Genomic DNA, 12628 nt, shown 5'->3' with positions numbered 1-12628 from the left:
TAAAAAAATACATCTAAAATCTATTTTATAGGATTTAATAGAATAATTCCACTCTAATCAGGAAAAACCTGGAAATTGACAATTTTTCATCAAAAAAAGAACTTGCTTCAAAAAAGCAAGTTAGAATCTCCATTCTTTCTTTACAAGAGGTATTCTGCTGTAAGATATAGAGGGACGGTATAGAACCATTCCCAGCACAGCGGTATACAGTGGCATGACGATGAGGGCGAAATAATTTCCTTTTATCCCAAAGACCCAGAGCACAAGAATTATGATGAGGGTTTTAACGCCTTGGGCAATGGATACGGAAAAGACGGGTACTGTTTTTTTTCCTTCTTTCAGCGTAAGACCGACTTTTGATAAGATCAAAAAGAGCAGCACATTAAGAAGTGTGTTCAATCCAAACACATATGGAAAAAACAGATCCTGCATCATCCCAGTGATTAAGCCAATATAGAATGCATCATGCTCATCAGTCATAAGCATAAAGAGACCCATAAATGTGAACAGAAGACTTCCACTGGATTCATAGACGGACAGAAAAGGCAGAAGAGTCTGATCAAGAAGCAGCCAGAGGAGTACAGTCAGGAAAATAAATATCTTTCTCATCAGTACTCCACATCTCCCATGGATTTAGGTTTCACCACGAAAAGCTGAACCGCTCTTTTAAAGTCAACAGCAGTTTCTACAATGGCTGTCTTCATAAGATTTCCTTTGTCTTCTTCTACTCTTACCACAGTTCCTACAAGGAAATCAGGCGGATAAAATCTGCCTAGACCTGAAGTCACAATGGTATCTCCTTCTTTGATAGATGAATCAATGGGCAGGAAAGAAATTTTCGCCATCTGGGTTTGTCCACTGCCAATATGACCCTCCAGGATACCGCTGATGGAAGCATCATCTGTTGATTTTACATGAATGGCAATATTCTCACTGGAGAGCGTTTCAACAAGTGACCAGGTTTTCGCAGTTTCTGTAATTTGACCTACGATTCCTTCTTCTGTCATGATCACCATTCCCGAAAGCAAACCATCCTCTTCCCCTCTGTCAATGATATAGGAAGTGATGACCCCGCCTCCGGATCTGCCAATGACATTCACCCCTATATAATCATATTGGTCCGCTCGGGTTTTGAAGTTGAACATTTCACGAAGACGTTCATTTTCCGACTTCAACGTTTCATAATTTCTAAGATTTGCTTTCAGTTCGATGTTTTCCAATAAAAGCGATTCATTTTCCTCTTTGACTTCCTCATAGCGCAGAAAGAAGTCAATGAAACTCTCCATCCGCTTATTTACAGTATAGAGAACACTTTGCACAGGATTAAGGGCTGTGCCAGCACCGCTTTCCACAAGGGTTTTCTGATCTTTGTAAACAGTAAACCCGAATAATACAATGAGAACAGCTGCCAAGAGAACGAGTCGTCTTGACAGCTTGTTTTTCAAAAGTTTGGACATTAATTAGTAGCTGCGCGCTATTTTGTCGAAATTGTCCAGTGCTTTACCAGCACCTAATACAACACAGTCAAGTGGAGAATCTGAGATCTCAACCGGCATATGGGTTTCATGGGTGATGAGTTCTCCAAGACCTCTTAATAGCGCCCCTCCTCCTGCAAGCATGATGCCCTTATCCATAATGTCTGCAGATAATTCTGGTGGTGTTTTCTCCAGTGTGGTCTTAATGGCTTCAATAATATCAGAGATTGGCTCATGAAGTGCTTCTCTAATCTGAGTTTCTGAGACAGAGATGACTTTTGGAAGCCCTGTCACGAGATCTCTTCCCTTCACGTCCATATAGGCTTCATCCTGTCCTTCGATTCTGAAAGCGGATCCAATGGTCATCTTGATGGCTTCAGCTGTTCTTTCTCCAATCATGAGATTGTATTCTCTCTTGATGTAAGCGATGATTGCCTGATCCATCTCATCTCCACCTACGCGGAGAGATTTGGCAACAACGATACCACCCAGTGAAACTACTGCAACCTCAGTGGTTCCTCCGCCGATATCCACGATCATAGAACCTGTAGGCTCATCTACAGGAAGGCCAGCTCCGATGGCTGCAGCCATGGGTTCTTCCATGAGGATTACGTCTCTTGCCCCTGCTTGCTTTGTCGCTTCCAAAATAGCGCGTCTCTCCACTTCAGTAACACCTGATGGGAAACAAACGATGATTCTTGGAGAAGTAAATGCGGATTTAGAAGCAGTCTTTTCAATGAACTGTCTCAGCATAGTCTGTGTCACGTCAAAGTCTGCAATAACACCATCTTTAAGTGGACGGACCGCTACAATATTCCCTGGGGTACGTCCGATCATTCTTTTGGCCTCTTCACCAACAGCCAGTGGCTTGTTGGTATGGGTGTTGAAAGCCACAACAGAAGGCTCTCTGAGAACAATCCCCTTTCCTTTTACATAAACTAGGGTATTGGCCGTTCCCAGGTCAATTCCCATATCCTTGCTCATTCCAAATAAACGCATGAATGATTTTCTCCTTTCAAATTTACAATAAGTTCTTTTCTCTTAAACTGATATATTTCCCATCACCGATGATGATATGGTCTAAAAGGTCGATACCGACAATTTTTCCTACTTCTTTGATTCTACCTGTGGCAGCGATGTCTTCGCTGCTTGGAGAAGGATCCCCAGAAGGATGGTTGTGAACCATGATGATCGATGCGGCACTTTTGCGTATGGCTTCTTTAAAGATCTCACGCGGATGCACGATAGAAGAATTGAGACTTCCTACAGATGCGTTATAAGTGCCGATGACAATGTTCTTTGTGTTCAGCAGAAGCACTTTCAGCACCTCTTGTTTGTACTCCCTAAGCTCGACCATAAGAAGATCCGCCGCATCTCCAGGAGCGTTGATCTTATAACTGTCTCCGCTTCGATAGGTCTGGAATCTTTTGGCCATTTCAGCCACTGATAAAATCTGGGATGCTTTAGCTTCCTTGATTCCAGGAATCTTCATGAGATCTTCCTGGGATGCTTCGAGCAGTCCGTTGATGCCGTTGAACACAGTGATCACCTTTTGCGAAAGCTGGATGATATTCTCTTCTCTGGTGCCAGCACGCAGAATGACTGCAAGGAGCTCACTGTTGGAAAGACTTTCAGCGCCATACCGGAGCAGTCTTTCCTGTGGTCTTTCGTTAAGGGCCATATCCATGATGCGATTTTCCATAAAATCCTCCAAAGATTGCCCAACCCATTTACATGATATAGGAATATTCTCTCAGACGGGTATAAAGTTCCTGTAAAGGCAAACCCATCACGTTATAATAGTCTCCATGAATCTCCCGGATATAAATACCCGCAGCGCCTTGGATACCATACGCGCCAGCCTTATCCTGCCACTCATCCCTGGTGAGATAGAATTCAATCTCATTGTCATCCATTTTGGAAAAGGAGACGGTAGTGACCACGGAAAAAGCAGTTTTCAGATTTCTAGCCGGATGAATGAGTGCAACGCCTGAATAAACATAGTGGTCTGTGCCCTGAAGCAGCTTCATCATTCGCTTCGCATCTTGCCGATTCTTGGGTTTTCCGAGAATTTGGCCATTTGCAAAAACAATAGTGTCAGCACCTATGACGACAGTGTCGCCAGAAAGTGTTTCTGAGACACTGCTAGCCTTCTCCACAGCAAGTTGTTTCACATAGTCACTAGGATTGCCCGCAAAAGAAACGGAGTCTTCGTCGAAATCAGATACGATGATTTCATACGGTATGTTCATTCTTTGAAGCAGTTCTTGTCTTCTCAGCGAAGCAGATGCCAATACAAAACGCACAAATATCCCTCCATTCCAGACTGTTACAGAATTTTACCCAAAAAATTCCTACTTAATAGTTTACCATCATAGAATTTTTTAAACAAGGTGGTAAATATGATTTAAAGTTAGTTTAAGAGAAACATCAGGGGTGGTTTATTGGACGCAAGAATATGGGAACAAGAATAGTATGCGAAATCCTTTTAAACTTATGCAATCAAAAATACTTCCGGTTCATCGGAAGTATTTTTGATCAGTATTTACTGTTATCCACCTGAAATGTTCTCTCCTTTAGAATCTTCTCCAAAGCAGATATCAGCTTTGCCAGGTTATAGTTATAAATCATGTCCTCTCTGGTGGAACTTTCCATGGTGACAAACTCTGTCTGGAAGATTTCAAGGGAGAGGAGTTTGTATAGTTTCTGATGGTTATCCTTAGTCATTTTCACATTGGTTTCGCTTAGAGAAGTTGCCTCTGCATAGATAAAGACCTTCTCGGATGCTTCCACCATAAGCGCATAATAATCGTATTCCTCTTTGTCATATTTCTTCAGGATAAACAGCTCTTTGTTCAGTTCATTGAAGGTGTCTTTGAACCCATCCAGCTGAGTGCCAAGGGTGTCCAATCCATCGGATATTCCGTATAATATCAGGTCTCCAACCACATGCCTTGCAGTGTCTCTGAATTTCTGGAAGCTGTCACGGACACGGATCATCTGATCCGGTGGATAAATCAGCATGTTGACAATAGTCGCGATGACAATTCCAATCACCGTATCCAGCGTTCTCTGCATGGCATAGATGGCAGGAGAGCTTTCTGAAGAACCTGTGACGATGATAATGACAAGAGTGATGGCAATCCCTGTAGCCTTTTTAATGTCCAGGAGATTACAAAAAAGGATGGTGATGACTACACCTGCTGCCATGGTTATGGCACCATACAGTGGTATATAAGACATGAACAGTCCGATGATTCCTCCCACCACGGTTCCAAGAACTCGGTTATATCCAATCTTAAAACTGGATACCACAGAAGTCTCCACACAGATAACTGCAGCGTATATCAGCGCAAAGGACAGTTCATCATTGATGATGGAAGAAACAATATAAGACAGTACCACAACGAGTGCAGTTTTAATTGTTCTCATACCGATGAGTCTGTTTTTCATCTTAGACGTCCCTTTCCACCACGTTATCCTCATAGCTGATATAATCACTGAAGCTGCCGACATAGAGTCTTGACTTCTTCCCCAGTTCATCAAGGGCCATGATATTGGTACAGGCGGTCACGCCGGACCCGCAATGGAAAATCACATCATCCACATGGAGGATTTCATGGAAGTTTTTCTTTGCTTTCTCCAGATCGAAGGTCTGATCTTCCTTGAAATGATCTTTAAAAAAGATATTCAGTGCATGGGGAATATGGCCTTTTTTGTGGTCCACAGGTTCAACCAAACCTTGGTAACGCTCCTTGCTTCTGGAGTCTATGAGAAGCTTTCCAGAGGTAGAGCCATTTTTCGCATAATCTGTGATTTCCTCTATGGGAGCAGTCATATCCGGATGCGCTGTTAAAGTGATATTCCCCTGCTTTCTCTCGGATCTGTCTGATGTCAGGTCTTCAGGAAGAAGCATTTTGAATCCTCCTTGAAGAACATACACCTGAGACAAACCATAGTACTTCAGCATCCACCAGAGTCTTCCGGCGGATGAATTGTCTCCATCATCATAGATCAGCACACGGCTGTGGTTCTCCAAACCGATGGACCTTAACTTTTCCTCGAAAAGTTTCATATCTGGAAGAGGGTGTCTGCCACCGTGTGTTCCTGCTACATCCGCCAGGTCCTGATCCATATCAAGAAAGTGAGCTCCATTGTAATGAGAAGCTGCATAGGATTTTTTTCCATACTCGGCATCGTTCATACTGTACCGCACATCAAGGACAATAAGATCTGGGTTCTCTATGAGAAAGTCACGGTCTTTAAAGTTTTTCATCGATCGCACTCCACTTCGCTTTTATTTAAGTTCTTTCAATACATCCAATAGGAATTCATACACATTCTTTACAGAAACTAGATCCATATGCTCATCAGGTGTATGCACATCGTAAAGATTTGGTCCCAGGCTGATCATATCTAGACCAGGTATTCTTCCAGCCAGAATACCGCACTCTAAACCTGCATGAATGGCTTCGATCTGAGGTTTTTTGCCGTATTTTTCCTCATAAACTCTTATGAATGCATCCCTAAGGCTAGATTCTTTCGCGTATTGCCACTCCGGATAGGAAGAAGTGATCTCGGATACCGCACCAAAAACCTTTCCGATGGCATCCACTTTCTGAAGCACCATTTCTTTTCGAGATCCAACACTGCTTCTAACTGCAAAATCAAAATAAAGATGGTTGTCCTTCTCATGAAGCACACCTAGGTTCAGGGATGTTTCCACAAGACCTTTGATGTCCTGGCTCATGCTGATGACACCATTTGGCAGTGTGAACAGAAGGCCTATGGCTTTGGCTGTTGTTTCAGGAGTATAGAAAGGACCGGAAGCGTCGGATTTTTCGATCTGCAGCTTGAAGCCACTGTCCTGCGTCTCGATCTCTTTCCCTAGGAGGGATTCAATTTCTGATACAGCAACCGTCAGATTTTCCTCATTGCCTTTCACAAGAAGCAGCGCTTCTGCCTCTCTGGGGATGGCGTTGTTCTTGGATCCGCCATGGAGATTTGAAAGAACAAAATCATATTTCTGGGAGAGCAGGTAAAGCGCTCTTCCAAGAAGCACGTTAGAGTTTCCACGTTCTTTTGGAATGTCGATTCCTGAATGACCACCACGAAGACCAGAAATTGAAAGCTTGTATACAGAACCTGTGGCCTCTTCGTATCCTAATGGAAGCTTCACGGTCTGTCTAGCGCCGCCCGCACAGCTCACAAGGAATGTTCCTTCTTCTTCGGAGTCAATGTTGATCAGCATTTTTCCTTCAAAAAGAGTACCGTCCACAGAAGCTGCGCCAAGCATACCGGTTTCTTCTTCTACGGTAATGAGCACTTCCAGAGGAGGATGGGGAAGGTCTTCCTGATCGAGGATTGCCAGGGCATAGGCTACAGCGATACCATTATCAGCACCTAATGTGGTTCCGGTGGCATAAAGATGCTCCCCTTCTATTCTGAGTTTAAGTGGATCTTTCGTGAAGTCATGTACTGTATCATTGTTCTTTTCATCCACCATATCCATGTGGCCCTGGATGATCACAGGTACGCTGTTTTCATAACCTGGAGCACCTGGTTTCTTAATGAGGATGTTCATCACGGCATCCTGCACCACAAAAAGATTCCTGTCCTCAGCAAATTTTTTCAGATAATCTGAAACCGCCTTTTCATTACCGGATCCTCTTGGGATTTTGGTCAGCTCTTCAAAATAATGCATCACTTTCTTTGGTTCATAGGTCTGTAGTACGCTCATTTATTCATCCTCCTTCAGCTGGTCCAGAAGATTCTTGAAAAGATCTCCTAGTGTGACTGATTCTTCTTCTTCATAGTAGCTTTCATCTGTACCGGTTCCTTCGCGCAGAGAGAAGCTGATTCTTTTCTTTTCCTCATCAATCTCAAGGATTTTAACGGTGACTTCCTGCCCTTCAGACAATACATCTCTTGGATGAGAAATATGTTCCTGACTGATTTCTGAGATGTGGACGAGTCCATCCAGACCATTTTCCAGCTCAACTATCGCGCCAATATCCAGAAGTTTACGTACGGTGCCGGTGTAAAACTGTCCCACTTTAAGGCTTCCAGATTTGATCCAAGGATCTTCCTCTTTGTTCTTCAAAGACAGGGAGATTTTTTCGTTTTTCAGATCGACCCGAATTACATGCACTTTTACCGTATCTCCGATGGAGACCACTTCACCCGGATGGTCGATTCTTCTGTGAGATAGGTCACTGATATGACATAGACCCGTTAGGCCGCCGAGATCAATGAACGCTCCATAGGACGCAATGTTTGCTACGGTTCCTTCCACTGTATCTCCTGGTTTTAAAGACTGAAGAAGCTTTTTCTTGTTTTTCTCTCCCTGGAGTTTCAGATAGGCTTTTCTTGAGAAGATGAGTTTTTTCTGAGTATCATCGAATTCTTCAACGAGTGCATCCAAAGTTTTTCCTGCATAATCTTTCAGATTCTCCACATAGCTATCGGAGACAAGTGAGGCTGGCATAAATCCAGTGAGACCCTTGTAAAAGATTCTCAGTCCGCCTTTCACTTCATCCATTACTTTCACTTTTAAAGGAGTCTTGTCATTAAACGCAGCTTCCACTTCTTCAATGGAGACAATGGCATCCGCTTGTATTTTTGATAAGAGAACATTGCCCTCCCCATCATCTGATTTCAGCACAATGACCTTAATGGAATCCCCCACCTGATAAAGAGCACTAAGACTCTCATTATGGTCTTTGGTGAGCTCATCCCTTGGCACAACACCATCTGCGAAATAATTGATATTGACGATGACTTCATCAGCATTGACTTTCAGAATCGTACCTTCGAGGATATCCCCATCTTTTACTTTATTGAGCGTAAAGCCCTCCATGGCTTCAGCCATAGACATTTCATGATTCATTTGTTCATCCATAAACCTGCAGGCAGTTTTATCACTGCCTCCCCCTTTCTATTCTTTGCAATAGCGCATTATATAAAGAATTCTAACATAAAAAAGCTGAAGAATCTTCAGCTTTTCCAAGGAAAATAACTATACAATCATCTTTTTGTCGGATATGAGGTTATAGCAATAGTCAATGATGTCACTTCTCTTGATGATACCGATAAATACACCTTCATCATCTACAACCGGGACAAAATTCTGTGTTCTTGCCAGTACAATGATGTCGTTGATTTCTGCACTGATGGTGACAACCTCGTGTTTCTTACGTCGCTCTATGTCAGAGACTTTTACCTTGTTGGTGTTGCGAAAGGAAAGTCCTGGAGTATTTTTGATCTTCCAAAGCAAATCACCTTCTGTTAAGGTTCCCACGTATTTTCCTTCACGATCCAGAATCGGGATGGCCGAATAGCCATGATGTTCCATTCTTTCAAGCACCTGTCGCATGGTTGAATCAACCAGTTCGTAAATCAGCTCTGATTTCGGTGTAAGGAAAAAAGCAATATTCATATGCAAAGTACCTCTTTCATGATTTATTTACACTTTCATTATACCACAACAAGGAAGCAAGTAATCGTATTCAGAAGATATTAAGGACTTATTTACAACTGCTTCACATGTTGTCCTTCTTTGGCAGCACAAGAATCTCTGCGCTGTTTTCAAGAAATACACGTTCTCTTTTATGGCTTGTAAAAATAAAAATCTGGTAGGAGGAGAACTCTGTTATAAGCAGCTTCAGTGCATTCTCCATACGAAGATCGTCAAAGCTGTTGAAGACTTCATCCATAAGTATTGGAACAGAGTTCTCAGAAAAGATTCTATTGATCATGGTCAGCCGCAAAGATAGATAAAGCTGCGAAAGAGCGCCGCTGGAAAGTTTTTTATCGTCTTTTCTATGGATTCCTTCTTGAAACGACATGCTGTTAAGATCTTCCACGAAAACAGTTCTCTTCATACCAGTGATCTGTTCAAATCTTCTGGAGACTTCATCACCCAGGATCTGTACATATTGTTTTTTCAGGAGATCTTCCGCATTCATTAAGAGCTCTTTGGTTTTCAGAAGTACAGACAGTCTCCGATGAAGGCTCTGCTCCTCAATATGTTTTGTGTTCAGATAGTCTTCCAGATAATAAGGATCCCTGAACTGGAGTCTTTCGTACTTTTCACTAAGCTCCGTTTTAGCAGTTGTCATTTTTTCCAGCTGCAGCGATAAGTGCTGATTTTTCTCTGATAGAAGCTCTTCACTGATATCCTCTTGAAGAGAAAGCTCTTCAAAGGCAGACAGCTCTTCCAGGACTCGTTCCAGGGGCTCCTCTCCGATGAGTCCTTTGATGGAAAGATGAAGCTGGTTTTCTTTCTCCTCAAGAAGGGACCTTCTGACTTTGTTCAGTTCATAACCTTCCCAGAAATCATCCAGGCTGGCTTTATCTGGATCATATCCTAAGGGACTAAGATGGTAAATAAGATCTCTTTCAAGGAGGGTGATTTTATCTTGCTGGGGCCTGATGCGTTCTCTTAGAATGGTCTCTTTTGCTTGCCTTTCCTGATGCAGTCCGATGTTCTTCCGGCAGGTTTCCATCACTGAGGCCAATGCTTTCAGTGTAGAGGTGCCTGATATTCTGTAGTAGTATTCCCTGTTTTTCTGGATGTCTTCGATCTTTTGGGAGAGAATCCTCAGATGCTCTGTATCTTCTGTCATCAAGAGAATTTTCTTGGATCTTAGTACTTCCCCGGGGTCGAGGCCAAGCTCCAGACTGATTTGATCAATCTGATTTTCAGAGTGCCTGATTTTTGTGAGAGCATGAGACCTCAGTTTCCTCTGAACCGGAGGCGCATAGATGATGAGACTTGGAACCAGGAGAAAGTGAGTACTGAAGATCAGCCCTGAAGGTCTCAGCAGAGAGAAGACTGCAGCGGCAATGAAAAGCATCAAAATCAATGGGAATCGTCCGCTTCTTTGTGTGCTTTTCAGCCACTTCAATTGTCTTTCGTATTTTTTCAAAAGAAGAAGCACTTCTTCTTTTCTAGAGCCAAATGAATGATCGTATCCCTGATGCTCTCGATTCTTCAGGAGTTCACGTTGCAGTCTATGCTCTTCTTGCTCCTCTTCTATCAGTTGCATCCATGTCTCAGCTTTAATTTCGTCCATGAGTTTCAGGTCTTCCTCATAAGTAAGATAGAGTTCCAGATCACGAACCGTTCTCTGATGCTCCTCGTTCATTTTTAGAAGGTCCTCTTGAGCAAGATGGAGCTGCTCTATTTTTTCTCGGATCATTTTAGCGTCTACTTCCGATAGAGAGATCCAGTTCTTCTCTTTTTCAGCGATGAGTTCATTCAGCTCATCCAAGGCACCTTTCAGCTTCAGGATATCGGACTTCTTATGAAATAAGCGCGCTTTTGTTTGGAGCTCCGATAGAAGGTCCTGCTGCCTTTTGAGCGAAATCAGTTCAGTATCCAGCACTTCCAGTTCATTCTGGATCTTTTCTTTTTCCAGAAACATCCTTTTGGATGCCTCCAACTCTGCAAATAGAGACCTGATTTCTCCTTGCAGCTGAGGAATTGACCCCGCGTTTTTTCCGTTCTTCAGTACTTTTATCTGCCTGTCGATGTCTTCAGCCGCCTTTTTGTAGGAAACCTCTTCTTCTCCAGAATCCAAAAGATTGGAGAGCTTCATAAAAAGACCGTCATTTTTATCGTTGAAAGCAGACGTTGTCTCTGATCCCATGAATAATGTCTTAATGAACTCATGAACAGTCAGTCCAAAGATGCTTTTTCCGAGGGGCTCCTGATAATAGCGTTGTTCCTTAGAGTTTTTCTCATAGATGCGCAGGAAGTCATCTCTTCGATTTAAACCGCTTCTTCTTTCGATGATCAGTTGAGAAGAGTCAAAGAATACTTCAAGACTTCCAAAAGCATAGGTTTCTCCTTGAGGAACTGCAAGTTCACGTAGATTCAGATTGAACTCTTTTATGGGAACGGCTCCGTAGAACATCCATAAAAAAAATCTCTGAAGGGTGCTTTTGCCGGCTTCATTTTCACCTTCGATGAGCTGTATCTCTTTGGTGAAGGACAGCTCCAGTTCTTTCAGTTTCCCGAACTGTTTGATGTATAGTTTATGTATCCTCATCTCATTCCTCCGGGCAAGAGCGCAGCAAGTCCTGTCTTCTCCACTTCATTCCAGAATTCTGTATCGGATGATTCTCGGTTCTCATTGAGAATTTCCATGAAAATACCACGAAGGGAGTGTGGTGGAAAGGCGAGAGTGTTTTCCGCCAGAGTTGTTTCGTCCCTCAATTCAAAATCGGGCAGCTTTTCATAGAGCATCAATGAAAGATGCTCAAAATCGATGGAAAGATAAGGGGATACCTGTCCACGGAGCAGTATTTTGTAAATACTGGTGTCGCTATGAAGAGTAGATCGGATTTTTGAGAAGACTTCCTGGGTAGTCAATAGGGATGTGATCTCTACCTCCAGGATTTCGTAGGTTCTTCTATTCAGCGGTTTAAACTGAAGCGCGCTGCCGTTGCTGTAAATGGATCCCAAAAGAACGCCCTTCTCCCCTGTTTCATCAAATCCCCGACCCTCCGGAATCCCTGCATATGCATACTGTGTGCTGCCTTCTGACAAGACTCCGGAAAAAGAATGCCTATGGCCCAAAGCAATGTAGCTGAATCCGCTTTGGCGGATGCTCTCGCTTGACAGTGGATTATAAAGAGAACTCCCCTCTGTAACGTCTCCATGCATAAGGAGAATTCGGATCTCAGCCTGAGTGGCGCAGCTTCTGTCTTGAAGAAGGCTTTCTTTGACATACCCAGATTGGAACCCAGCTCCACAGACAACACAATCCAGCTCCTCCAGATATACTTCCTCATAGGAGGAGAAGATGTGCACATTTTCCGGGAAGGAAAAGGTGATGTAGGGACTTTCTGGTATAAAGGGGTCGTGATTTCCAGGAGCAATGAAGATTCTTCCTGGAAATCGGATAAACTCCTTTTGGAGATAAAGAAGGGTTTTTCTGGATACTCTCATGGAATCGAAAAGATCCCCCGTCAGAAGGATCAAATCTGCTTTCTCTTTCACTGCCAGTGAAATAATTCTTTCCACGGTGTTCAAAAGTTCTTCTTTCCGCTGGGATCTAAAATTTATATTATGAAGGGTCAGTGGGGAATCCAGATGAAAATCACCACTTTGAACTATTTTTACTGTTTTCATCGTATCACCTCGA

The 12628-nt window shown here is 43.0% G+C and carries 12 protein-coding genes; all 12 read right to left on the bottom strand.

Features of this window, described 5'->3' with window-relative positions:
- Positions 1-120 precede the first annotated feature (120 nt).
- On the bottom strand, positions 121-609 hold the full coding sequence (locus BM243_RS01075) for a hypothetical protein (RefSeq protein WP_074909216.1): 489 nt from the start codon (positions 607-609) through the stop codon (positions 121-123).
- Positions 609-1457, bottom strand: a complete 849-nt coding sequence (mreC, locus tag BM243_RS01070; protein WP_074909213.1) for a rod shape-determining protein MreC — start codon at positions 1455-1457, stop codon at positions 609-611. Before mreC ends, BM243_RS01075 begins: the two co-directional genes overlap by 1 nt.
- Before the next feature lie 3 nt (positions 1458-1460).
- Complete coding sequence (locus BM243_RS01065; protein WP_031575883.1) at positions 1461-2474, bottom strand: rod shape-determining protein; 1014 nt, start codon at positions 2472-2474, stop codon at positions 1461-1463.
- A gap of 22 nt (positions 2475-2496) precedes the next feature.
- Complete coding sequence (gene radC, locus BM243_RS01060; protein ID WP_074909210.1) at positions 2497-3177, bottom strand: RadC family protein; 681 nt, start codon at positions 3175-3177, stop codon at positions 2497-2499.
- Between the two features lie 28 nt (positions 3178-3205).
- On the bottom strand, positions 3206-3781 hold the full coding sequence (locus BM243_RS01055; protein WP_074909208.1) for a Maf family protein: 576 nt from the start codon (positions 3779-3781) through the stop codon (positions 3206-3208).
- Between the two features lie 232 nt (positions 3782-4013).
- Positions 4014-4928 carry an FUSC family protein gene (locus BM243_RS01050; protein ID WP_074909205.1) on the bottom strand — a complete coding sequence of 305 codons (915 nt, stop codon included), beginning with the start codon at positions 4926-4928 and terminating at the stop codon, positions 4014-4016.
- A 1-nt stretch (position 4929) separates the two neighbouring features.
- On the bottom strand, positions 4930-5751 hold the full coding sequence (locus BM243_RS01045; RefSeq protein WP_074909202.1) for a sulfurtransferase: 822 nt from the start codon (positions 5749-5751) through the stop codon (positions 4930-4932).
- A 21-nt stretch (positions 5752-5772) separates the two neighbouring features.
- Positions 5773-7215 (bottom strand): aminoacyl-histidine dipeptidase, encoded by a 1443-nt coding sequence (locus BM243_RS01040; protein ID WP_074909199.1) that lies wholly within the window; start codon positions 7213-7215, stop codon positions 5773-5775.
- The gene (gene rpsA, locus BM243_RS01035) at positions 7216-8364 is read right to left on the bottom strand and encodes a 30S ribosomal protein S1 (RefSeq protein ID WP_074910869.1); all 1149 of its coding nucleotides are present in this window, start codon (positions 8362-8364) and stop codon (positions 7216-7218) included.
- Positions 8365-8493: 129 nt separating this feature from the next.
- Positions 8494-8913, bottom strand: a complete 420-nt coding sequence (locus BM243_RS01030) for a CBS domain-containing protein (RefSeq protein WP_074909196.1) — start codon at positions 8911-8913, stop codon at positions 8494-8496.
- 103 nt (positions 8914-9016) lie between these two features.
- A complete protein-coding gene (locus tag BM243_RS01025; protein WP_074909193.1) occupies positions 9017-11530 on the bottom strand; it encodes an ATP-binding protein in 2514 nt (837 codons plus the stop codon).
- Complete coding sequence (locus BM243_RS01020; protein ID WP_074909190.1) at positions 11527-12615, bottom strand: metallophosphoesterase family protein; 1089 nt, start codon at positions 12613-12615, stop codon at positions 11527-11529. The genes BM243_RS01025 and BM243_RS01020 overlap by 4 nt, the downstream gene beginning before the upstream one ends.
- Positions 12616-12628 lie beyond the last annotated feature (13 nt).

The sequence above is a fragment of the Proteiniclasticum ruminis genome, assembly GCF_900115135.1.
GTDB lineage: Bacteria > Bacillota > Clostridia > Clostridiales > Clostridiaceae > Proteiniclasticum > Proteiniclasticum ruminis_A.
This window is presented reverse-complemented; position numbering and strand designations above follow the sequence as displayed.